This is a genomic window from Acidihalobacter prosperus (assembly GCF_000754095.2).
GTDB lineage: Bacteria > Pseudomonadota > Gammaproteobacteria > DSM-5130 > Acidihalobacteraceae > Acidihalobacter > Acidihalobacter prosperus.
Genome location: NZ_JQSG02000001.1, coordinates 499,217 through 521,593, shown reverse-complemented (window position 1 = coordinate 521,593; position 22,377 = coordinate 499,217). Strand labels below are relative to the sequence as shown.

24 protein-coding genes and 1 tRNA gene are annotated in these 22,377 nt (G+C 64.8%); 13 read left to right on the top strand and 12 right to left on the bottom strand.

All coding sequences use genetic code 11. The features are described 5' to 3' along the window. The first annotated feature begins 32 nt into the window (after positions 1 to 32). The 6 genes from THPRO_RS02535 (at position 33) to THPRO_RS02505 (ending at position 7,269) form a co-directional block, all read left to right on the top strand. A complete protein-coding gene (locus THPRO_RS02535) occupies positions 33 to 863 on the top strand; it encodes a DUF2163 domain-containing protein (protein WP_052063969.1) in 831 nt (276 codons plus the stop codon). Between the two features lie 245 nt (positions 864 to 1,108). Next, positions 1,109 to 1,579, top strand: coding sequence for a hypothetical protein (locus tag THPRO_RS16570; RefSeq protein ID WP_145930667.1), 471 nt, complete (start codon positions 1,109 to 1,111; stop codon positions 1,577 to 1,579). Further along, positions 1,576 to 1,980 carry a C40 family peptidase gene (locus THPRO_RS02520; RefSeq protein ID WP_038086428.1) on the top strand — a complete coding sequence of 135 codons (405 nt, stop codon included), beginning with the start codon at positions 1,576 to 1,578 and terminating at the stop codon, positions 1,978 to 1,980. Before THPRO_RS16570 ends, THPRO_RS02520 begins: the two co-directional genes overlap by 4 nt. Next, a complete protein-coding gene (locus tag THPRO_RS02515) occupies positions 1,977 to 5,156 on the top strand; it encodes a phage tail protein (protein ID WP_065089161.1) in 3,180 nt (1,059 codons plus the stop codon). Before THPRO_RS02520 ends, THPRO_RS02515 begins: the two co-directional genes overlap by 4 nt. A gap of 11 nt (positions 5,157 to 5,167) precedes the next feature. Continuing rightward, a complete protein-coding gene (locus THPRO_RS02510) occupies positions 5,168 to 6,193 on the top strand; it encodes a DUF2793 domain-containing protein (RefSeq protein WP_065089160.1) in 1,026 nt (341 codons plus the stop codon). 266 nt (positions 6,194 to 6,459) lie between these two features. Beyond that, positions 6,460 to 7,269: a DNA adenine methylase gene (locus tag THPRO_RS02505; RefSeq protein ID WP_038086421.1), complete on the top strand. Its 810-nt coding sequence runs from the start codon at positions 6,460 to 6,462 to the stop codon at positions 7,267 to 7,269. Between the two features lie 113 nt (positions 7,270 to 7,382). On the opposite strand, the gene THPRO_RS02500 is transcribed toward THPRO_RS02505, so the two are convergent. Beyond that, positions 7,383 to 7,470: transfer RNA gene (locus THPRO_RS02500), tRNA-Ser, on the bottom strand. Positions 7,471 to 7,610: 140 nt separating this feature from the next. On the opposite strand from THPRO_RS02500, the gene THPRO_RS02495 reads away from it, so the two are divergent. Then, entirely contained in the window at positions 7,611 to 8,396 is a 786-nt protein-coding gene (locus tag THPRO_RS02495) for a class I SAM-dependent methyltransferase (protein WP_161489919.1), read from the top strand. 76 nt (positions 8,397 to 8,472) lie between these two features. On the opposite strand, the gene THPRO_RS02490 is transcribed toward THPRO_RS02495, so the two are convergent. Further along, positions 8,473 to 9,033: a Rieske (2Fe-2S) protein gene (locus THPRO_RS02490; RefSeq protein WP_052063966.1), complete on the bottom strand. Its 561-nt coding sequence runs from the start codon at positions 9,031 to 9,033 to the stop codon at positions 8,473 to 8,475. A gap of 17 nt (positions 9,034 to 9,050) precedes the next feature. Here THPRO_RS02490 and THPRO_RS02485 point away from each other — a divergent pair, with 17 nt between their 5' ends. Beyond that, the gene (locus THPRO_RS02485) at positions 9,051 to 9,374 is read left to right on the top strand and encodes a hypothetical protein (RefSeq protein ID WP_038086419.1); all 324 of its coding nucleotides are present in this window, start codon (positions 9,051 to 9,053) and stop codon (positions 9,372 to 9,374) included. 5 nt (positions 9,375 to 9,379) lie between these two features. Here THPRO_RS02485 and THPRO_RS02480 read toward each other — a convergent pair whose 3' ends face one another. Further along, positions 9,380 to 9,865 (bottom strand): YajQ family cyclic di-GMP-binding protein, encoded by a 486-nt coding sequence (locus THPRO_RS02480; protein ID WP_038086415.1) that lies wholly within the window; start codon positions 9,863 to 9,865, stop codon positions 9,380 to 9,382. A 59-nt stretch (positions 9,866 to 9,924) separates the two neighbouring features. Here THPRO_RS02480 and THPRO_RS02475 point away from each other — a divergent pair, with 59 nt between their 5' ends. The 3 genes from THPRO_RS02475 to THPRO_RS02465 all read left to right on the top strand — a co-directional run bounded on the left by THPRO_RS02475 (position 9,925) and on the right by THPRO_RS02465 (position 11,700). Further along, positions 9,925 to 10,308 carry a DUF423 domain-containing protein gene (locus THPRO_RS02475; protein WP_065089159.1) on the top strand — a complete coding sequence of 128 codons (384 nt, stop codon included), beginning with the start codon at positions 9,925 to 9,927 and terminating at the stop codon, positions 10,306 to 10,308. Between the two features lie 32 nt (positions 10,309 to 10,340). After that, positions 10,341 to 10,676 carry an iron donor protein CyaY gene (gene cyaY, locus THPRO_RS02470; protein WP_038086411.1) on the top strand — a complete coding sequence of 112 codons (336 nt, stop codon included), beginning with the start codon at positions 10,341 to 10,343 and terminating at the stop codon, positions 10,674 to 10,676. Positions 10,677 to 10,947: 271 nt separating this feature from the next. Continuing rightward, positions 10,948 to 11,700 (top strand): metallophosphoesterase, encoded by a 753-nt coding sequence (locus tag THPRO_RS02465; RefSeq protein WP_052063964.1) that lies wholly within the window; start codon positions 10,948 to 10,950, stop codon positions 11,698 to 11,700. Here the strand turns inward: THPRO_RS02465 and dusA are convergent. Together dusA and THPRO_RS02455 are read right to left on the bottom strand one after the other, a co-directional pair. Beyond that, the gene (gene dusA, locus THPRO_RS02460) at positions 11,664 to 12,692 is read right to left on the bottom strand and encodes a tRNA dihydrouridine(20/20a) synthase DusA (RefSeq protein WP_065089158.1); all 1,029 of its coding nucleotides are present in this window, start codon (positions 12,690 to 12,692) and stop codon (positions 11,664 to 11,666) included. The two genes, THPRO_RS02465 and dusA, sit on opposite strands and share 37 nt — an antisense overlap. Beyond that, positions 12,685 to 14,082 carry a leucyl aminopeptidase family protein gene (locus THPRO_RS02455; RefSeq protein WP_236717232.1) on the bottom strand — a complete coding sequence of 466 codons (1,398 nt, stop codon included), beginning with the start codon at positions 14,080 to 14,082 and terminating at the stop codon, positions 12,685 to 12,687. The genes dusA and THPRO_RS02455 overlap by 8 nt, the downstream gene beginning before the upstream one ends. 88 nt (positions 14,083 to 14,170) lie before the next feature. On the opposite strand from THPRO_RS02455, the gene THPRO_RS02450 reads away from it, so the two are divergent. Continuing rightward, on the top strand, positions 14,171 to 15,115 hold the full coding sequence (locus THPRO_RS02450) for an ABC transporter ATP-binding protein (RefSeq protein WP_038086407.1): 945 nt from the start codon (positions 14,171 to 14,173) through the stop codon (positions 15,113 to 15,115). Positions 15,116 to 15,126: 11 nt separating this feature from the next. Further along, the gene (locus tag THPRO_RS02445) at positions 15,127 to 15,900 is read left to right on the top strand and encodes an ABC transporter permease (RefSeq protein WP_038086821.1); all 774 of its coding nucleotides are present in this window, start codon (positions 15,127 to 15,129) and stop codon (positions 15,898 to 15,900) included. Positions 15,901 to 15,933: 33 nt separating this feature from the next. Here THPRO_RS02445 and THPRO_RS02440 read toward each other — a convergent pair whose 3' ends face one another. From THPRO_RS02440 to fabF, 7 genes are read right to left on the bottom strand one after another with little or no spacing between them, the layout of a single operon-like run. Then, positions 15,934 to 16,275, bottom strand: a complete 342-nt coding sequence (locus THPRO_RS02440; protein WP_038086404.1) for a PilZ domain-containing protein — start codon at positions 16,273 to 16,275, stop codon at positions 15,934 to 15,936. 29 nt (positions 16,276 to 16,304) lie between these two features. Further along, positions 16,305 to 17,282 carry a DNA polymerase III subunit delta' gene (holB, locus tag THPRO_RS02435; RefSeq protein WP_038086401.1) on the bottom strand — a complete coding sequence of 326 codons (978 nt, stop codon included), beginning with the start codon at positions 17,280 to 17,282 and terminating at the stop codon, positions 16,305 to 16,307. Next, positions 17,279 to 17,941: a dTMP kinase gene (gene tmk / locus THPRO_RS02430; RefSeq protein WP_052064040.1), complete on the bottom strand. Its 663-nt coding sequence runs from the start codon at positions 17,939 to 17,941 to the stop codon at positions 17,279 to 17,281. Before tmk ends, holB begins: the two co-directional genes overlap by 4 nt. A 2-nt stretch (positions 17,942 to 17,943) precedes the next feature. Then, positions 17,944 to 18,987: an endolytic transglycosylase MltG gene (mltG, locus tag THPRO_RS02425; protein ID WP_065089157.1), complete on the bottom strand. Its 1,044-nt coding sequence runs from the start codon at positions 18,985 to 18,987 to the stop codon at positions 17,944 to 17,946. Further along, entirely contained in the window at positions 18,987 to 19,796 is an 810-nt protein-coding gene (gene pabC, locus THPRO_RS02420; RefSeq protein WP_038086818.1) for an aminodeoxychorismate lyase, read from the bottom strand. Before pabC ends, mltG begins: the two co-directional genes overlap by 1 nt. Positions 19,797 to 19,804: 8 nt before the next feature. Continuing rightward, a complete protein-coding gene (locus THPRO_RS02415) occupies positions 19,805 to 21,124 on the bottom strand; it encodes an aminodeoxychorismate synthase component I (protein WP_065089156.1) in 1,320 nt (439 codons plus the stop codon). 2 nt (positions 21,125 to 21,126) lie between these two features. Then, the gene (gene fabF, locus THPRO_RS02410) at positions 21,127 to 22,365 is read right to left on the bottom strand and encodes a beta-ketoacyl-ACP synthase II (protein ID WP_038086398.1); all 1,239 of its coding nucleotides are present in this window, start codon (positions 22,363 to 22,365) and stop codon (positions 21,127 to 21,129) included. Between the last annotated feature and the right edge of the window lie 12 nt (positions 22,366 to 22,377).

Below are 22,377 nucleotides of genomic sequence, written 5' to 3'. Positions count from 1 at the left end.
TGGTGGGACGCGCACAAGCCCGAGGGCGGCGCATGAGAGCGCTCGGCGCAGCCCTCGCAGCCGCGCTGGCCGCCGGCACCGCCAACCTCTGCACCATCTGGCAGCTCACGCTGGTCAATGGCGTCGTCGAGCGCTGGACCGATCACGACGAGGATATCCAGTGGGGCGGCTACACCTGGGCGGCCACGGATGCCTATACCCGCACTCAAACCATGGCCCGCGCCGACATGTCCGTGATCACCACCGATATGGACACCGGCGTGCGCACCGGCCTCGATCAGCCCGACATCGATGCCGGCATCTACGACAACGCCCGGATCACGCTCTGGACGCTCGACTGGTCGGCCAGCAGCTACGAGCCCGTCGAGCTGGTCAGCGGCCGCATCGGCAACATCACGATAGAGGCATCGGGCCTCGTCAAGTTCGAATTTAGGAGCCTAACGCAGCAGCTGCAGATCCGCATCGGGCGCACCATCGGCCCCGCCTGCGATGCCGATCTGGGCGATACCCGCTGCGGCGTCAACCTCGTCAGCTACACCGTCACCGGCAGCGCGACGGCCGGCACGAGCGCAAGCCTAACGGACAGCGCCCGCACCGAGGGCGACGGCTACTACACCGGCGGGCGCGTGACGCCGACCAGCGGGCAGAATGCAGGGCTTGAGCGCGAGGTGCAGGACTACACCGCCGGCGTGTTCGCCGTCTATGACCCGTGGCCGTATCCCGTCGCCGTGGGCGACACCTATACCGCCGTCGCCGGCTGCGACAAGACCGACACCACGTGCGCCACTAAATTCGCCAACCTGCCGCGCTTTCGCGGCTTCCCGCAGGTGCCGGGGGCTGATGTGGCGTATTCCGGCAAATGATCAGCGGCTATCCATCAACGCCCGCACAGCGCGCTCGACGATCTCCGTCCGTGTTGCCTCCTGCGCATCGATCCACCGGAGCAGATCGGGGGGCAGTCTCAACTGGACCGGCTGCCGGCGCTGGTCTGGCGGCAGGGGCTTTCGCCCCTGGCCGCGGCCTGCGCCGCCGCGCATCAGTGCCACCTGTTTTCGCCGATCTTGCGGGCTGCAACGACTTCGCCGCGCTCGTCCAGGATGACGATCGTATGAGCGATGAAGCCGTCGCCGAACTCACGGCTGGCCGCGCGTTTGGCCTGCAAAAGTGTCCCGTCGATCTTGATCTGGCGGGCGTTGCTGACGCTGTGATGACTTATTGTTGCTGTGTATCGGCTCATTGTCCCGCCTCCTTAATTGAGGATATCCGCAAGGCTACCCTGATCAACGCGATGGTCATTTACTACTTTTTCGCAGTCTTCGAGCGTCCCGATGAACACGCAGATAGACCCGTTGATCACGTCCCCAACACTATTGCTAATGGCGTAGCAGTTGGGGTTGTAAAAGTAATGATCGCCATCTTTCCAGACCGCATATTGATTGTTTGTGTTCATAGTGATTCTCCTTGCGTGGTGTTTTCCTTAACCTTGATTACAGTATACAGCAATCAACAAATATCGCAATACAAAAATCAAAGATTAGCCAAGTTACCCGACGAACGGTCATATGAGGATGCCGCATGATCCCCGCCGATGACCTCATCGCCGCCGCGCGGGGCATGATCGGCACGCCGTGGGTGCATCAGGCGCGTCAGCCCGGCATCGGGCTCGACTGCATCGGCCTGATCGTCTGCGCCCTGCGCGCCTGCGGCGAGACGCCGCCCGACCGCACGGACTACTCGCGCACCCCGTCAGGGTTGCTGCTGCCGCTGCTCGGTCGGCACTGCGGGTCGCCCACGGCCTGGGCGCCGGGCCGGCTCGCGGTCTATCGCATCATGGCCGAGCCGCAACACCTCGCCCTGATCGGCGGCGAGACCATCATCCATACCAGCCTCGAAACCGGCCGGGTCGTCGAGCATGCCGAGGGCGCGCGCTGGGCTCGGCGGCGCGTGGCGGTGTATGCGATACCCGGAGTGAGCGCATGAGCGATCAGTCGACCGGCTCGCTGATCGGCGGCATCTTCGGCGGCGCCATTGGGTTTTTTTTGGGCGGCAACGTGGCGCTCGGCTATGCCATCGGCTCGGCCATCGGCGGCCAGATCGGCGCGGCCAACGCGCCGCCGCTGCAGGGTCCGCGCTTGCAGGGCCTGGCGCCTCAGGGCGCCGATTATGGCGCATCGATCCCGCGCCTGATCGGCCGCATCCGCGTGGGCGGCGCGACGATCTGGGCCGGCCCGCTCAACGAGCACAGCCACGACAGCAGCGGCAAGGGCGACGGCGGACCCAAAACCCAGTCATACAGCTACACGCGCAGCTTTGCCGTCGCGCTGTGCGAGGGCGAGGCCGACGTGGTGCGGGTGTGGGCCGCCAAAAAGCTGATCTACGACGCCACCAGCCAGGACCCGGCCGTGGTCGTGATGGGTCTGGGCAACGCCCAGGGCCAGGTGCTCACGGTCTATCGCGGCTCGGAATCCCAGGGGCCCGACCCGACGATCCAGGCCTACGAGGGTGCGGCGCCGCCGGCGTACCTCGGCACCTGCTATATCGTCATCCACGAGCTGGACGTCACGGAATACGGCGGCCGGCTGCCGCCGATCGAGGCCGAGGTGATCGCGCGTCCCGGCGGCGCGGCCGTCAGCGTGCAGCATACCCTGGGGCCGTATGCGCTGCCGGCCGCGCTGCACCCGACCGCATCCTGGGCATGGCCGCGTATCTGGCGTGTCAACCAGGGCCTGCTCGATCTGGCGGGCATGGACTGGTACAGCCACGAGCTGCCCATGGCCGCGCAGGTGCAGTCGGGCAATCTCGTCAAGCTGATCGGCCCGTATCCGCTCGACACGATACAGGGCGGTCCCTACAGCTATCAGGCGCCGATCACCGGCACGCCCTACGGATTTGTGTATGCCGCCGGCGAGCTGTACGTGTTCGACACGCGCGCGCCCAGCGTGGTCAAGCATCTGGCGCGTCCGAGCGGATACACGGGTATCTGGGGCGGCTCTCAATTCGCGGGGATCGCCGGCAACGCGATGTTTTTTTCGGCGGGCGCGGCCGGCAGCGGGATCATCCTTGCCAGCACCGTGACGCCCGGCCAGATCACGGACGGGCAGCCCGCTTATGCCGCGCGGCAGATCGGTTTCGCCGGCACCGGCATCGTGATCGGCACGCTTGCCGGCGGCGAGCCGGTGTGCATCACCAATTACGGTGGCGTCAATACCGGCTACATGTGGGATATCGGCATCCAGCAAATCTGGACCGGCACGCTGCCGACCAACTGGCAGATCGGCCACCTGCAAGACGGCGCGCTGACCGTCGTCAATGGCGCCGGCTACCTGGAGGAGTACGACTGGACCGGCAGCGGCTGGTCGCTGGCGTGGACGAGTGCCGCGCCGCTGGCGACGTGGACGTCCACCACGGCGCTGGTCGCGCTCGTCGTCGCGCCCCGGCAGGTCTACGTGATCCAGAAGGCATCCGGCGAGTACTACCAGATCTACACCGAGGACGGCATCAGCCAGTACCCGGCGCTGACCCTGGCCGACCTCATCACCACGCTCGCCCTCGAAGCGCCCGAGATCACGGCGGCCGACATCGACGTGACCGCGTGCACCGGCATCCCGATCACCGGATACAGCCGCCCAGCGCCCAGCACCGCGCGCGATGCCCTGTCGAGCGCGCTGGCGCTATATCAGGTCGACTGCATCGAGTCGGGCGGCAAGCTCATCTTCCGGCCGCGCGCGCAGGCCCAGACCATCACCGTGGACCCGGACGATCTCGGTGCGCACGACTTCGCCGCGCAGGACATCCCCACGCTGACCAGCACGCGCACGCAAGCGGCCGAGCTGCCGAGGCAGGTCAACCTGCATTACCTGGACCCCGCGCGCGACCTGCAGCCCGCGCAGCAGACCGTGCGCCGCCTCGATGCGACCGAGGGCCAGACGATCGATCTGCAATATCCCGGCGCGCTCGATGCGACCGAGGCCGTGCAGCGCGCCGAGATCGTCCTGCGCGCCGCCTGGCGCACGCGCACGCAGCGCAAATTCGCGCTGCCGCACACCTATCTTGCCGCCGAGCCGGGCGACGTGCTTGCCTGGGGCGGCTATCAGATCCGCATCACCCGCATAGACGGCGCGGTGCCCGGCCCGCTCACCATCGAGGGCGTCGACCAGCAGCCCGCCGATTACACCAGCTACCGCACCGGCAGCACGCCGGCGGCGAGCACCACGGTCAGCATCCCCGGCCCGACGGATCTGCTGCTGCTCGATATCCCCGCGCTGCGCGACGCCGATGCGCAGACGCCGGGCCTCTACATGGCCGCTGCCGGCTTGGTGTCGGGCTGGCCGGGCGCGGCCATCGAGCGCAGCGGAGACGGCGGCGCGAGCTGGTCGCAGATCGGCGTCATCGGCCAGACCGCCACCCTCGGCGTCGCCACCACTGCGCTCGCGGACAGCGGCATCACCACGGTATTCGACCGCGGGTCCACCATCACCGTGCGGCTGTACGCCGGCGCGCTGTCCAGCGCGACCGAGCTGCAGGTGCTCAACGGCAGCAATCTCGCCGTGCTCGGCGGCGAGCTGATCGCATACCAGACCGCGACGCTCAACGCCGACGGCACCTACACCCTGAGCAAACTGCTGCGCGGACTCTACGGCACCGAGGATGCCATGGGCAGCCATGCAGCCTTCGAGCGCTTCGCGGCCGTCACGAGCGCCGGCACCGGCTGGCTGCGCCAGGCCGAAAGCGCCAGCCTCGTCGGCGCCACGCTCAACTATCGTGGCACAACGCTCGGCACATACTCGAGTAACGCCGACACAGAGGCGCTCGTCTATGCCGCCCGCGGCCTGTTGCCGTACAGCCCGTGCCACCTCAAGGGCAAGCGCGCAAGCTCGGGCGATCTGACGATCACCTGGGTGCGCCGCACGCGTTACCAGACCAACTGGAAATTGGACTACTGCCCGCTGGGCGAGACCAGCGAGCTGTACGACCTCGAGATCCTCAACGGCGCCACCGTCGTCCGCACCCTTAGCAGCCTATCAAGCCCGACCTACACCTACACTGCTGCCGACCAGACCGCAGATTTCGGCGCCGCGCAGACCGCCGTCAGCATCCGCGTCTATCAACGCAGCGCCGCCGTCGGCCGCGGTACCGCAGCCATCGCCACCGTCTAGGGATCACCGACATGACCACACCGATACTCAAACTCCCCGAAGCCGACCAGAGCCAGGCCACCCTCTACCCCACGCACAACGAGGCCCTGCGCCAGCTCGAAGTGCTGCTGACCCGCGTGCTCAGCATGACGACCACGGCGCAGCCGGCAAGCCCCGCCGATGGCGATGCCTACATCATCCCCACAGGCGCCACGGGCACGGACTGGGCCACCTACACCGCCGGACAGATCGCCTGGTACAGCGCCGGCGCCTGGTCGGCGACCACCGCGCCGGACGGCCTGTCGGTGCTCGTCAAGGACAAAAACGCGCGCTATACCGTCAATGCCGGCGCATGGGCGCTCAGCATCACCGGGGCAGTTTCCATGGCCGATCTGCTCGATGGCGCGCAGGACCTCGGGACCACAACCGGGCTGATCTATGGCTATCAGGGGTTTCGGTTCGGGGCCGCTGGCACGATTGATGTGCCGGGTGGGACCGTCGCGCTGACGGCCAGCGCGACCAACTACATCGAGTATGACAACACGGGGTCGGTGAGTGCCAACACAACGGGATTTACTGCGGGTCTTATGCCGATGGCCGAGGTGGTAACGAGCGCAACCGGCATCACGAGCGTGACGGACAAGCGGGCGTGGCTGCGGGGTGGACTCAATCTCGTTATCGCGTCCGAACTGGGTGGTGCCTATACGACAAGCAGCACGACTTCCTCAAAAATCGGGACTTTAACGTGCACTATTGTTTCGACGGGTAACCCGGTTGAGGTCACATGGAATATTGTAGTGCAAAAAACGGGCATTAATGCTAATGGAGCGGTGCTGCTATATCGAGACGGCGCGTCAACAGGTAAAACAGACTGGATAATTCCAAATAGCAAAACAGATTTTACTTATTTTCAGGGGTCATTCATCGACACCCCACCGGCAGGATCGCATGCTTACGAATATTACTGGAATGTTGAATCAACATCGGACAGCTTGAGTACCGTCTCTTCGGCCGATTCGCGGTTTACTCGGTCGATCAGCGCCAGAGAGTTGTATTAGGGCCGGCGATACCGTCAACGTCTGGTACAACAACAGCGTGGCAGACTCGATCAATCCCGATGCATCGATCAGCTACGTCTGTGTCGAGCGAGTCAAGTGATCAAGCTGGATACAAGTGATCAAGCTGGATAAGGGAAGCGACCTGCCGAGTGTTGCAGCACCCGGCAGGCCATCAACCCGCGGTGTGCTATCCACCGTGAGCCGACCAAGGCCTCCCCGCCGCGATCGCAGCATGGGGGAGCCTAGCACAACAATAGAGGGCTCACGTGAACCACAAACCCGTTATCCCGTGGATAGGTGGCAAGGGACGCCTGGCAGACTGGATTCTGCCGAAATTGCCAAGGCATGAGTGCTATGTCGAAGCTTTTACTGGTGCCGGCGCGATTTATTTCGCCAAGCCACCGGCCGATGTCGAGGTGCTCAACGACATCAACGGCGAGCTGATCAACCTTTATCGGGTGCTCAAGCACCATCCCGAGGAATTGGTGCGGCAGTTCAAGTGGGCATTATCCAGTCGCAAGATTTATGAATGGCAACAGATGACGCCACCCGAAACGTTGACCGATGTGCAACGAGCGGCCCGCTTCTACTATCTGCAGAAGCTAAGCTTCGGAGGGAAGGTCGATGGCCAAGCTTTCGGCACAGCGACGACTTCGCCGCCACGCCTGAATCTGTTTCGCCTCGAGGAGGATCTCAGCCAGGCACACCTGCGCCTGCAATCGACCTACATCGAGCACTTGTCATGGGAAAGAGTCACGAGCAAGTACGACCGACCCCATACGCTGCACTACCTCGACCCGCCTTACTGGCAGACCGAGGGCTATGGCGTCGAGTTCGGATGGGCGCATTACGAACGTATGGCGGAGTTCGCCGAAAACGCCCAGGGCATGGTCGTCATCAGCATCAATGACCACCCCGATATCCGCCGTGTTTTCGGACGTCTCCACCTGGAAACGAGACCGATCAGATACACGGTTGGAGGTGGTGCTGGCAGCGAAGCCACCGAGGCGCTTTTTTGGAATGAGGCTGCTGATCGCGCGCCCAAGATGCACGGCGATCTTTTGAGCCTGTTTTAACGCCTGATTATGTATCCTCTAACCGTGTCAAACATCGCGCAAAACCGTGCCAAACTTCGCGCGACGTTACAGCACGTGAGGAGACCCGAGCGGGGTCATACGCCACGAGGGGATGGCGGAAGAGGTGGGATTCGAACCCACGAACGGTTGCCCGTTGCCGGTTTTCAAGACCGGTGCCTTCAACCACTCGGCCACTCTTCCGGTGCGACCCGGACGGGCGGCTGCAAAAGCTTCGCCGCCTCGATGCGGCGCCAAGGATACCCGAACTGGTTTGCGAGGCACAGGGGCGGTATCCTCGCCGTCCTTGTGCCTTACCACTGCGTTTCGATACGACCGTCGCCGTGAATCCGCCCTCGCTCCTGGTGCCTCCCGATGCTGCTGCTTCCCTGCCGAGTGGTTTCTGGGTGGGTGGCGCCGAGGACGCCGAGTCCACCGAACTGCGGCGTGTCGCCGTGCGGTTCGGTGTCGATCCCGTGCCCGCGCCGCGGCCGGACGGCTACGGACTCTGGCTGGATGCGCATGGCTGGTCGCTGCACGCGCCGGCAACCCAGCGCTTTGCGCCGTTGCGGCTGGATTTTTCGGCCGGCGCGACCGGCCTGCGTCTGCGCCAGGCCGGCCGCCGCCAGCCACTGGCGCGGGCGGTCGGCCTCAAACCCGGCATCGCGTTACGCGTGATCGACGCAACCGCCGGTCTTGGGCGCGACGGCGCGGTGCTCGCGCAGCTCGGATGCGAGGTTACGATGATCGAGCGTTCGCCGTTGATGGCCTTGCTGCTCGAGGATGGCTGGCTGCGCACGGCCCCGCCGGCGGCACGCGCGCGCGTGCGTCTGCATTGCGCCGATGCGCGCGAGGCGCTGGTGCGGCTCGCCGCGCCGGATGTGGTCTATCTCGACCCGATGTATCCCCATCGCGGGAAATCGGCGCTGGTCAAGAAGGAGATGCGCGTGATCCGCGAGTTGGTCGGCGACGATCCCGATGCCGGCGAGCTGCTGCGCGTCGCCCTGTCCAGCGGCGCGCGCAGGGTGGTGGTCAAGCGTCCGCGCGGCGCACTGCCGCTGGACGGCTCCCCACCGCTGCGGCAGGTGGAGGGTCCGAACACACGATACGACCTCTACGGCACACCCTGACGGTAGTGCGACGGACCCTGTGCGCGGACCCGACCGAGGGCATGGGGCATGCCCGTGTCGCATGGCGACGCTGGCTTTACTCTCCGATCACCAGGGTGTCCGGACCCTCGAAACGGTACGGCGGTATGGACAGATTGCGCTGCGCATCCTGCCCCGCGTACACGCGGCCGGCGGTATCGTAGCGCGTGCCGCCGCAGCGGTCGCGCAGACCGCCGGCCGCGGTCGCCGGATCGAGCGTCAGCGCGCAGCCGTAGGTGGTGCCGTAGTCGTAGGCCACGAACCACGCGGGACGCCGGCTACGCAGCGGGTTGCGCAGCGCAGCCGGCAATCCGTCCCGAGCCGAATCCGCATCGTAAAGCCGCGCGCGCGGCACAGCACGCAGCGTCGCGATCATCGTCCGGGTGCGGTGCAGCACCAGAATGCGCCGATGATCCCACTCGACGACGCGCAGGGTGCCCGGCGCAATGCCGGTCAGATCGACGCGGGTAGCGGGCATGGCGGCATGGTGCGCCACGAACAGCGAAGCGCTCATCACGTAGAGGCCGGCGGCGAGCAGGAGGGCGAACAGCAGCTTGACGGTCAGGCGCAGATACAAGCGTCGCCGCGGATTGGTGTAGGATCGCTCCCATTCATTCATCAGGCAGGATCTCAAGCATGTCAGGACGCCCGCAGAAACGCACCTACGTCGGCATCGACCAGGACGAATACGGCGGCATGACGCCGACCGGCGCCATCGTCAAGGACGCCTGGATCTTCGGCCTGCTGCCGGAAACCGAAACCTGCGCAGGCTGGGATGCCGGACGGATGCAGATGCTGTACGACAAGACCAGCGAGCTGTGGGCGCAGTACCATTACCGCGCCGACGCGCTGCCAGAGGATATTCGCGCGCGCCACGAACGCATCCATCGGGAGGCGATGGCGCGCGCCCGCGAGCTGGGCTGGTCGCCCGATGCCATGGTCGGGGAGGACGAGTCCTAGACGCTTCAGTCGCGCAGATTCTCGAACTGCAGCGGACGTCCCCAGTCACCGCCGCGCAGCAAGGCCATGACCTGCTGCAGATCGTCCCGACTCTTGCCGGTAACGCGCAGCTTTTCGCCCTGGATCGAGGCCTGCACCTTGAGCTTGCTGTCCTTGACGGTCTTGACCATGCGCTTGGCGCTGTCGCTGTCGATACCCTGCTTGACCTCGACGTCGAGCGTGGCGCGCCGGCCGCTTTCGGCCAGCTTGCCGCGCTCAAGGCAGCGCACGTCGATACCGCGCTTGGCGATTTTCTTGAGCAGGATATCCATCATCTGCTCGATCTGGAATTCGCTTTGCGCCTCGAGTTGCAGGCCGCTCTCGCCGGACTGCCCGATGCGCGCATCGGCGCCCTTGAAGTCGTAGCGGGTGTCGATTTCGCGATTGGCCTGGTCGAGCGCATTGGCAAGCTCGTGCTGATCGACTTCGGAGACCACATCAAAGCTGGGCATGTCGTTTCACCTGGATGGACCAAATCCGTACTATACGAAAATCGTCAGGAGTCCTCACAATGAACCGAAGCTTCGTCGCACTGGGCGCGATCCTGGGCATGTTGTACGTCATCATGGGCGCGGTCAGCGATCACGTCGTCCACGCCGAGGTCGATGCCCATTTGTTTCGCATTTTCAACATTGCCCTGCGCTTCCAGATCGACCATGCGCTCGGCTTGATCGCGATCGGTTTGAGCGCTGCGCATATCGGCCGCAGCCGCTGGCTGAGTGCCGCCGGCTGGCTGATGTTCGCAGGTACCGCGATGTTCAGCGGCAGCCTGTACCTGATCGTGCTGACCGGATTCAACGGATTGGCGGTGATCACGCCCTTCGGTGGCAGTGCCCTGATCCTGTCCTGGTTGCTGTTCGTGATCGCGATCGTCAAGGGTCCCGCGAAGGCCTGATATTTCACTACCCAGCGAGCGAAGACGACAACATGACCGAACTCTCTTTTGCGCTACGCGCCGAGCAGGCGATGGAAACGCTTTTGCAATACGTCAGCGATCACGACGCGCTCGCCGATCTCGACGCGGATTTGATCGACGGCGTGCTGCGCATCGATTTCGACAGCGGCGCTGTGCTGATTCTCAATCGTCAGGAGCCGGTGCGGCAATTATGGCTGGCCTCCCCCGAGGGCCCCGCGCATTTCGGCCTGGACGAAGCCAGCGGAGAATGGCGCAACGACCGCACCGGCGAATCGCTGACCGCTGCCCTCGGCCGGGTCTTCAGCCAGCAGGTCGGCGAGCCGGTGACGATCGACACGGCACTCTAGCCCTCGGCTCAGCCGGCCGCGCGCAGGCGCCGCGCGGCCCGGCGATATGCCCATGGATCCGCCAACCGTAATGTCAGATAACCGCTTGTCGCCACGAGCAGCGCGGGCAGGCGCGCATCGGGGTACCATAGCCACAGCGCCAGTCCATAAGCACAAAACGCCAGGGTGGCAAGCGTAGTCGTGCACGACGCACCCGCAGTCGGTCGGCATGACATTGCAGCTCGCTGTCGTTCACACGCGCATCATAACAAGGGCCACAAGGAGTCGAACGATGGCGATGACCCAGACAGCGCAATGGTTTCAACGCCTGCCCCGCAACGATCTCGGACGCGATTATTGCGTGGGCGACCTGCATGGCATGTTCCCGCTGCTGGAGCATGCCCTCGCGCAGCTCGCGTTCGATCCTGCCTGCGACCGCCTGATCTCCGTCGGCGACCTGATCGACCGCGGGCCCGAATCCGCGAAGGTCGGAGACTTCCTCGCCCTGCCCTGGGTGCATGCCGTGCGCGGCAATCACGAACAGATGCTGCTCGACAGCGAAACCGATGCCGCACTGGAGGCGGATTGGGTCATGGGTTGCGGCGGCGAATGGTGGCCGATGCTGCCGGCTGCGCGCCGGGAGCGCTGCCGGCGCGCGATAGCGGCACTCCCCTACGCCCTCGAGATCGAAACACGGCGGGGGCGGGTGGGCGTCGTGCATGCGGACGTCCCGCACGACCTGAGTTGGTCGCAGTTCCTGACGTGTCTGGCGCGCGACGAGGACGTGCGCGATCACGCGCTATGGTCGCGCACGCGCATCGGTCGCGTGCGGCGCGGCGAGCAGGTGCCCGCCGTGCCCGGCATCGACCTGCTCGTCTGCGGGCACACGCCGCTGAGCGAGCCGCGCCAGGCCGCCAATGTGCATTTCATCGACACCGGCGCGGTCTACGCCATGCGTTTCAAGCAGGCGAGCTTGACCTTACTGGAACTGCAGCCAGACTGGCGCGTTCACAGCTTTCCCGCTGCTCCGGCCGGCATGGATTGACTGCCGAGCGGCCCGACGGCCGCCCAGGCTTCGTCGATGAGCGCCGCCGTTGCCCGGGGGCGGCGCACGCCTTCGCTGAGCGTGCGCCGGAACCGCCGCGCACCCGGCAGCCCCTGCGCCAAGCCCATCAGATGCCGCGTCATGTGTGCGAGCGGCACGCCGCCGGCCTGTTGACGCGCGCAATATTCTGCATAGGCGGCCAGCGTTTCGCTTCGCGTCGGCGCGACCGCGTGGGGGCGAGCGAAAACGCGTGCATCGGCTTCGGCCAGCAGCCAGGGGTTGTGATAGGCGGCGCGCCCGATCATCACGCCATCGACGTGGCGAAGCTGTTCGCAGGCCTGCCCGAGGTCCGTCACTCCGCCGTTGAGCACGATCTGGAGTTGCGGATAGTCGCGCTTGAGGCGATGGGCGCGAGCGTAGTCCAGCGGCGGTACTTCGCGATTTTCCCGCGGGCTCAGACCCTTGAGCCAGGCCTTGCGAGCGTGGATCGTGAAGCTGTTGCAGCCTGCCGCAGATACCTGCTCGACAAAATCGCACAAGCTCTCGTAGCTGTCGTGCTCATCGACCCCGATGCGGGTTTTTACCGTCACTGGCAACGGTGCGGCGGCGCGCATGGCATCCACGCACTCGGCCACGGTCTCGGGCTCGCGCATCAGGCAGGCGCCGAAGCGTCCGGCCTGGACGCGGTCGCTGGGGCAACCGACGTTGATATTGATCTCGTCATAGCCGTAGGCCGCCGCCAGGCGTGCCGCCACGGCCATTTCGGCCGGATCGCTGCCGCCGACCTGCAACGCCAGCGGGTGCTCTTCACGATTGTATTCAAGCAGGCGTGAGACCTCGCCGTGCAGCAACGCCGCGCTGGTGACCATTTCCGTATACAGCAGCGTGTGCCGGGAAATCAGCCGCAGCAGATAGCGCGCATGGCGGTCCGTATAGTCCATCATCGGCGCCACGCTGAGTCGACGGTTCGGCCCGCCGATGGATTCAGCCATCATCGTTGCCATAGCGAGACTTGAGATAGGCGAAAACGGCGCGCAAGCCCATGGCCTCGCCGCCACGCGGACGTCCCGGACGGGCGCGCTGGTTCCAGGCCATCAGGTCGATGTGAACCCAATCGATCGTTCTCGGCACGAAGGCATCGAGAAACAGAGCCGCGGTGATGGCGCCGCCGAAGGGCGAGGTGCTGCAATTGAGCAGATCGGCGATGCCGCTGTCGAGCTGGGCGCGGTAGTCCTCGAACAACGGCAGGCGCCAGAGCGGATCCTGAACCCGCTTGCCGGCATCCGCCAACGCGCTTGCGAGCGCGTCGTGATGGGTGAAGAAGGCCGGCAACTCGGTGCCCAGAGCCACGCGCGCGGCGCCGGTCAGGGTTGCGAAATCCACGATCAGGGCGGGCGTACCCTCTGACGCGTCGGCCAGCGCGTCGCACAATACCAGCCGCCCCTCGGCATCGGTATTGTCGACCTCGACGCTCAAGCCCTTGCGCGTACGCAAGACGTCGCCGGGTCGGAAGGCGTCGCCGGAAACGGCGTTTTCGACTGCCGGGATGAGCACCCGCAGCCTGACCGGTAGGCCTTCCTCCATGATCATGCGCGCCAGCCCGAGAACGTGGGCAGCGCCGCCCATGTCCTTTTTCATCTGGCGCATGCCGCTGGCATTTTTCAGGTCGAGTCCGCCCGTATCGAAGCAGACGCCCTTGCCCACGAGCACGATCTCGGGGTTGCCGGTTTCGCCCCAGCGCAGATCGATGAGGCGCGGCGGGTGTACGCTCGCGCGTCCCACCGCATGGATGGCGGGATAACCCTGGCTGAGCAGCGTATCGCCGACGACGACCCTGCACTCGGCGGCATGTGCCTCGGCCAGCGCGCGTGCGGTTGCCGCGAGTTGCGCCGGTCCCATGTTTTCGGCCGGCGTGTTCACCAGATCCCGGACCAGCGTGCAGGCGGCCACGGTGCGCATGACGCGCGCGAAGATGGACGTATCCTCGACGCACAGCCGTGCGGGTGCCCGCTGGGCGGATTTGTAGCGCTGGAAACGGTAGGCGCCGAGTCCCCATCCCGTGGCCAGACGCATCAGCGTATCGCCGGCCACGCCTTCGAGCCGGTAATCGCCTTCGGGCAGGCGGTAGGGCAAATCGCCCAATCCCCAGTAATCGTCCATGTCGTCGAGCGTCACCAGCACGGCGATGCTGCCGTCGCGCCCAGGCAGCAGGCTGAAGGCGCGGTGTTTCGCTTTGAAGCCGCTTGCGGCCAACCAGCCTGCCGTTTCGGCGGTCTGTGAAGTCAGCCAACCTTCGTAGGCTTCCGTGCCAACCGCATGAATCGCTGCGCTCGGGCCGCTCTCGGGCGTCGGCCGGACCAGCCCGGGCAGGGTCATTTCCATACGCGCTCCTTGGGAATCTGTGGTCGAAAAGCGTCTATGTTAGACTGCCCGCCCTTCGGTTTCACCTGCCCCGAGAATTGCCGCTTCCATGACAAAGGCACTATCAATCCGCAATTTACGCAAGGTATACGGCCAGGATATCGTTGCGCTCAAAGGTATCGACCTCGACGTGGACGAAGGCGATTTCTTCGCCCTGCTCGGTCCCAACGGGGCCGGCAAGTCGACCACGATCGGCATCATCAGTTCGCTGGTCAACAAAACCTCCGGCGAGGTGAGCATTTTCGGCTGCGACCTCGATACGCAGAAATCCGAGGCCAAGACCCACATTGGCCTCGTGCCTCAGGAATTCAATTTCAACCAGTTCGAGCCGGTCGAAGAGGTGCTGATCAACCAGGCCGGGTATTACGGTATCGACCGCCGCAACGCCCGCACGCGCGCGGAACGCTATCTCAAGCAGCTCGGCCTGTGGGAAAAGCGTCGCCAGATGGCGCGCAGCCTCTCCGGCGGCCAGAAACGGCGGCTGATGATCGCGCGTGCGCTGGTTCACGAGCCCCGGCTGCTGATTCTCGACGAACCGACCGCCGGCGTCGATATCGAGATCCGCCGCTCGATGTGGTCTTTCCTGCGCGAGATTAACGCGCAGGGCACGACCATCATCCTGACCACGCATTATCTGGAAGAGGCCGAAAACCTGTGCCGCAACATCGCCATCATCGATCACGGCGAGATCGTCGAAAACACCAGCATGAAGCGGCTTCTCGCCAAGATGGTCCATGAAACCGTGATTCTCGATGTGGCCGCTCCGCTGCACACGACACCGCAGGTGACCGGCTACCGCCTGCGCATGCTCGACAGCCAGACCCTGGAGGCCGAGATCACGCGCGAGCATGGTCTGACCGAGCTGTTCGCCAATCTCGGTGAACAGGGCGTGCGCGTGACCAGCATGCGCAACAAGAGCAATCGTCTGGAGGAGCTGTTTCTCGCACTGGTTGGCGAAGGCGCAGCCTCCGAACATCCGCGCAAGGCCGGTTGAGGAAGATCAACGTGCAATTCAGCAGTCAGTACATCGCGCTCAAGACCATCGTGGTCAAGGAAGTGCTGCGCTTCAGCCGCATCTGGGTGCAGACCATTGTCCCGCCGGTGGTCACAACGACCTTGTATTTCATCATTTTCGGACAGCTCATCGGTCACCGCATCGGTGAAATGGACGGTTACAGCTATATCCAGTACATCGTCCCGGGCCTGGTGATGATGGCCATCATCACCAACTCCTATTCGAACGTGGTGTCGTCATTCTTCGGAGCCAAGTTTGGACATTACGTGGAGGAAATGCTGGTATCGCCCATCCCGAACTATCTGATCCTGCTCGGCTACGTGCTCGGCGGCGTGGCGCGCGGGCTCATCGTGGGCCTCTCGGTGACGCTGGTATCGCTGGCCTTCACGCATCTGCACGTGGAAAATCTGCTGGTGACCGTCAGCGTGGCGTTGCTGACCTCGACGCTGTTCGCGCTGGCCGGATTCATCAATGCGGTTTTCGCCAAGAGTTTCGACGATATATCGATCGTCCCGACCTTCGTGCTCACGCCGCTGACCTATCTCGGCGGCGTGTTCTATTCGATCGACCTGCTCCCCAGTTTCTGGCACCACGCTTCGATGGCCAATCCGGTGCTGTACATGGTCAACGCCTTCCGTGACGGCATCCTCGGCACCTCGGACATTCCCTTGTGGGTGTCCTATCTGGTGATCGTGGGTTTCATCGCACTGCTGGCCACGGTGGCCATGACGCTGCTCAACCGGGGTGTCGGCATCCGCCACTGAACCCGTCGCCGGCGGCAGGCGCAGACAGACCGCTCAGAGTGTGTGCGTCGGCCGGTCTGATTTGAGCATGCCGGCCAGGGCATTTTCGATCCGGTTGCGGACCTTGCCGTTGTCCTGGTCGCTGAACTGCACGCCGATACCGGAAAGCCGCCCGCCCTGCGATCCCTTGGGCGTGATCCAGATGATGCGCCCGGCCACCGGCAGTTTCTCGCCATCGTCAAGCAGGGTGATGAGCATGAACACCTCGTCGCCGAGCTGATATTGGCGCTGGGTGGGAATGAACAGACCGCCATTTTTCACGAATGGCATATAGGCCTGGTATAGCGCGCTCTTCTCGCGGATGGAGAGCGTCAGAATGCCTTGTCCGACGGACATTGTGTGGGTTCTCCTTGGGCTCCGATCTGCTACTTGAGGGCCGCGCGGTAGCGGATGAGAAGCGCCTCGAACTGCAACGCGGCATTCAACCCGTTGCCGAGCGACTCGCGCAGACGCATTGCTTGATCGAGGCATTCGAACAGCCTTGCTAAGTCTAACCCTTCCCGGCGAGCAAGCAACTCCCGTTGGTAATCGGGGTACTCCCGCGCCGAGGCGCCGGTGCCGACGCGAATCAGGTCCCGCAGCCAGGCGACGAACATATCCAGGAGCGGGCCTCCGAGTCCGTCGGCCAGTTCATCCGCCAGACTGCCGGCGTCGGTCTGTCCGCTGGCGAGCCGGCTCAAGGCGCCGATCAGCCGAGTGCGGCCGGCCAGAGCCGTCTCGTCCGCAAGCTCGAGCGCGCGCAGCGGAGCCCCACCTGCCCGCGCCAGCGCTATCGTGGCGCGGGCGTCGTCGCCCAGCCGGCCGTGCAGCCAGGCATGCGCCTCGGCGGTATCCGGCGCGCCGAAGCGCAGCAACTGGCAGCGGCTGCGCACGGTGGCCGGCAGGCTGGCGGGACGGTCGCTCACGAGTATCAGCAAAGCCGAAGGCGCCGGTTCCTCGAGGGTTTTGAGCAGGCTGTTGGCGGCGAACACATTGAGTGCATCGGCCGGCTGGACGACCACCACTCGACGTCCGTGCAGACTGGGACTCAGGGTCAGGAAGTCGATCAGTTCGCGGACGGCATCGATGCGGATGGGTTTCTCGGGCGACTCTGGCTGTACCAGCATGCGGTCGGGGTGCGTGCCGGCGACGTATAGCGCGCAACTCCTGCAGCCGCCGCAGGCATACCCCTCTGCCGTCGGTCGCTCGCACAGCACCGCCTTCGCGAGCGCCAGCGCGAATGCCGCCTTGCCAAGACCGGGTACGCCGCATATCAGCAATGCGTGCGGCAGGCGCCCCTGCCCGATCTGGGATTTGAGCTGCGCCCATTGCCGGGTCTGCCAAGGATAGGGGGCTTCGGTCATGCGTCCGCGTCCTCGGCGTCGGAGCGACTCGATGCAGCGGGCAGCAATCCGAGCAGGGCATCGCGCACATCACGGCTGACATCGGCCTGAGGGCGGGCCGCATCGATCACCCGGAAGCGTTCGGGAAATTCGCCGGCTCGCTCGCGGTAGGCTGCCCGCACCCGTTCGAAGAAATTCCGTGCCTCGCGTTCGAAGCGGTCGAAGGCTTCCCCGCGTTTGGCCACGCGCGCGAAGCCGAGTTCGACCGGCGCATCAAGTAGCAGGGTCATGTCCGGCCGCAAATCGCCCTGCACCCAGTGCTCGAGCGCCTCGATACGGTTCGCGGGCAGGCCTCGCCCCAGGCCCTGGTAGGCGTAGGTCGCATCCGTGAAACGGTCGCACAGCACCCAGTCGCCGCGCTGCAGGGCGGGCCGGATGACCTTTGCGAGGTGTTCGTTGCGTGCCGCGAACACCAGTAGCAGCTCGGTATCCGCGTCCATGCCCTCGCCCGTTTCGCCCTTGAGCAGGGCGCGAATGGCTTCGGCAAGTGGCGTGCCGCCCGGCTCGCGCGTGGCCACGACCCGTTGCCCCAATGCTTCCAGTAACGAGCGCGCATAGGCTATCTGAGTGGACTTGCCGACACCCTCGCCACCCTCCAGCGTGATGAATCGCCCGCGCAAACTCAACCGCCCCCGGAGGTCTTGGGCGCATCCGCACGATAACGCGCCGCGTTGCCGCCCAATTGGTATTTGATCACGGCCTTTTGTTGTTCGGCGTAGGTTTTGGAAAACACATGGGTACCCTTGCCTGTCGCCACAAAGTACAGGTATTGGGTGTTGGCCGGATGCATCACCGCATCGATCGCGGCACCGCTGGGTAGAGCGATCGGGGTCGGCGGCAACCCCTTGTGAACATAGGTATTGTAAGGCGTGTCGCTGCGTAGGCCCTTGAAGGTGAGGTCGCCATGGTAGCGCTTGCCGAGCCCGTAGATTACCGTCGGGTCGCTCTGCAGGCGCATGCCGAGCCGCAGGCGGTTGACGAATACGCTGGCCACCAACGGCCGCTCCTTTGGCGAGCCGGTTTCCTTCTCCACGATCGAAGCCAGGATCAGGGCGTCATAGGGAGTCTTGATCGGCAAATCCGGTGCGCGATCTGCCCAGGCGCGGGCGAGATGGCGTCGCATGGCCCGATAGGCTCGCTGCAGGATCGAGACGTCCGTTGCGCCGTTGCTGAAAAAATAGGTATTCGGGTAGAACCAGCCTTCTGGCGACATACCCTTGGGCCCGCCCAGGCGATGGATCAGATCCTTGTAATCGTCGGGCTTGAGGGTGTGTTTGATATGCGGGTCGGCATCGATCACCTTCATTACTTGGGCGAAGCTCCAGCCGTCGATCAGGGTGACGCCATACTGCACGGTGCGGCCGGCGACCAGATCGTCGAGCAGCTGCAGTGGCGTCATGCCTGTGCGCAGCATGTAGTCGCCGCTCTGAATGTGTGCCGCCTGCCGGCTCAGCCGTGCGTACAGCAGCCACCATGTGGGATGCCGCAGAATCTGCCGGGCGTGGAGTCGCTCCGCTACCTGCCGGGCGGTGCTGCCGGCGGGCACGTCGAACTCGGCCTGGCCGGTGGGCAGCGACATCGGCGTATGCAGATGTCGCCAGGCCATCGTGGCCGGCAGTGCCAGTATCAGGGCAAGCCATAACAACGCCCAAATCGATTTGCGCATCAGCAGGCTCGCTCACGCACGGCCTGCAACAGCTCGCGCATCAGTGACGGTATCCGCATTTCATGGTTGTCCAGGCGGCGTACAGGCCAGAGGCCGATCACGCTGTTGCATATGAAAAGACCATCCGCCTGGCGCAGACGGTCTGGCGCCAGCGGCTCGATCAGGGTTTCGATGCCCGTGGCCGACGCCCAATCGAGGATACGCTCGCGCATGATGCCCGCCACGCCGCAACGGCCGAGATCGGGCGTGAGCAGTGTACCATCTTCGATCCAGAACACATTGCTCATGGTGCCCTCGATCACCTGGCCATCGGCGTCGGACATCAAGCCTTCGGCGATGCCCTCGTCCTGCCATTCGGCACGCGCGAGCACCTGGTGCAGCCGGTTGAGATGCTTGAGTCCGGCGAGCAGCGGATCGACGGGCAATCGCGTGCGGCAATGCCGCACGATCACCCCGTGTTCCGTATGGCTCTCGGGGTAGATCGGCCAGGGATGCCGGGAAACGACTCGCACCGGTTCGATAACGGGGGGCGGTCGGTAGCCTCGCCCACCCGTGCCTGCGGTCAGGATCAGCTTGAGGACATGTCGGCCCGACGCCGGGCCTTCGGCGAGCAGCGCTCCTCCCAGCGCGTCCCTATCGGGCACCGGCAAGCCAAGACGGCGGCAGCCCTCGGCAAGGCGGCGCCAGTGCCGCGGCCAATGCGGCAGCTGTCCCTCGCGCAGTTCCAGCGTTTCGAATAAACCATGGCCGTAGGCAAGACCGCGATCATTTGCAGACAGTCGCGGCAAGGTGTCCGTTTCGTCGTGCATCGCCATGGCTAGCCGAGCGCCCTGATCAGGCCTTCCGCCTTGTGGCGGGTTTCCGCCAGCTCGGCCTCGGGCCGGGAGTCGGCCACGATGCCGCCACCGGTACGGAAGCGAAGCGCACCGTCATCCCATTCCAGCGTGCGAATCAGAATATTGAGGTCCATGCGGCCATGCTCGCTCAGGTAACCCACTGCGCCGGTGTAAGCTCCGCGCGCCTCGCGTTCCAGTTCGCGCAGTATCTGCATGCAGCGGATCTTGGGGCAGCCGGTGATGGTGCCGCCCGGAAATACCGCGCGGACCAGCTCGCCGGCACGCAAGCCGGGACGCGGTCGCGCGCGCACATTGGAAACGATATGGTGGACGTGCGCGTAGCTTTCGATCGCCATCAGTTCATCGACCTCGACCGTGCCCGTTTGCGCGACTCTGCCGAGGTCATTGCGCTCCAGATCGATCAGCATCACGTGTTCGGCGCGTTCCTTTGGGTGTGCGGCGAGCGCCTCCAGCAATGCGCGATCCGCGCTTGCGCTGCGCCCGCGCGGGCGCGTCCCTGCGATCGGGCGCGTCGAAAGCCAGCCGTTGTCATGGGCGACCAGACGCTCAGGCGAGGAGCTGATGATCGCTCGGGAGCCGAAGGTGGCCAATGCGGCGAAGGGGGCCGGGTTGGCAAGGCGCAAGCGGGCATAGACCGACGCGGCATCGTGCCCAGCCACGCTGTGCGCATGCCATGCGCGCGACAGATTGACCTGGAACACGTCGCCTTCGCGGATATAGTCGAGGATACGCTCGACACCCGCCAGATATCCGTCTACCGGCGCCTCTTCCAGCACCGCGTGCAGGGGTTGCGAGACCATGGCCGGCAGGCGGTCGGCACGCGCGGCATCAGTCTCGATGTCGCCCAGCAGCGATTCCCGCCCATCCGCGGCGACCGCATAGGTGCGCCCGTGTAAATGATCGCGGATAACGGCCGCCGGACAATATTGGGCAGCGGCAGCAGGCCATCCCCACGGATGTGGCGGTGAGCGCCCCAGCACGGACTCCAGGCCGTAGGCGAGCTCATAACCGAGGTAGAGGAACCAGCCACCGGCGAAAGGTATTTCGTGCGTTGCTTGCCGTTGCGAGAAAGGCGTGCCCGCGACCGAATCGAGCCAGTCCGCGAAGCCGGTGCCGTCGGCGTCAACGAAGCTGCGCTCGGGAAAAGCGAACAAAATGTCGTAGCGACCGCGGGTGCCGCCGGGCGTGACGCTTTGCAGGAGATGCGGGTAGCGCTGCGCATCGAGCCGGTGCAAGGCCAGCAGGTCGTCTGGCCCGCGCAGCGGGCGCTGCGCCGGCATGCTCAGATTTTCCGGAACAACAGAGATCCGTTGGTGCCGCCGAAGCCGAAGGAGTTCGAAAGCGCGCAGTTCAGCTTGGCCTCGCGTGCGATATTGGGCACGTAATCGAGATCGCAGCCTTCATCCGGATTCTCGAGATTGATTGTCGGCGGCAACACCTGGTCGCGCAGCGCGAGAATCGAGAATACCGCTTCGACGCCGCCGGCTGCGCCCAGCAGATGACCGGTCATCGACTTGGTGGAGCTGACCGCGAGGCGCTGCGCATGCTCGCCGAAGGCGCGCTTGATGGCATCGCTCTCGGCACGATCGCCCACAGGGGTGGAGGTGCCGTGTGCGTTGATGTAATCGACTTCGTCGACATTGGCGCCGGCATCCCGCAGGGCCAGCTTCATGCAGCGCGTAGCCCCCTCGCCGGAGGGCTGGGTCATATGGTAGGCGTCGGCGTTGAGCGCGTAGCCGGCGAGCTCGCAGTAAATGCGGGCGCCGCGGGCCTTGGCATGTTCGTAGGATTCGAGCACCAGGACGCCTGCGCCGTCGCCAATCACGAAACCGTCGCGGTCGCGGTCCCAGGGACGGCTGGCCGCGGCGGGATCGTCGTTGCGCGTGGATAGCGCGCGCGCCGCCGCGAAGCCGGATATGCATAGCGGGGTCGAGGCCATTTCGGCGCCACCGGCGATCATCACGTCGGCATCGCCATAGGCGATCATGCGCGCCGCATCGCCGATGTTGTGCGTGCCCGTGGTGCAGGCCGTGACGATCGCAATGTTTGGACCCTTGAAGCCGTACATGATCGACAGGTTGCCGGATACCATGTTGACCAGGCTGCTCGGGATGAAGAAGGGCGAGACCTTGCGCGGCCCGCCGTTCATTAGGGCAACATGCCCCTTCTCGATGCCTGGCAACCCGCCGATGCCCGAACCGATGGCCACGCCGACACGTTCCGGATCGAGCTTTGCCTCCTCGGCATCGATGCCCGCATCTCGAATCGCCTGAATGGCCGCCCCGAGACCGTAATGAACGAAAATGTCCATTTTTTTCTGGTCTTTCGGGGTGATGTATTCGTCGACATCGAAGTCGCGCACCGCTCCCGAAATCTTGACGGGCGTTTCGGCGGGATCGAAATGATCGATATGCGTGATCCCGCTACGGCCCGCCAGGATATTGTCCCAGGCGGTTTGAAGCTTGGAGCCCACGGGTGAAACTATCCCGAGGCCGGTGACGACGACACGGCGCTTCGACAAGGCAGTACCCTC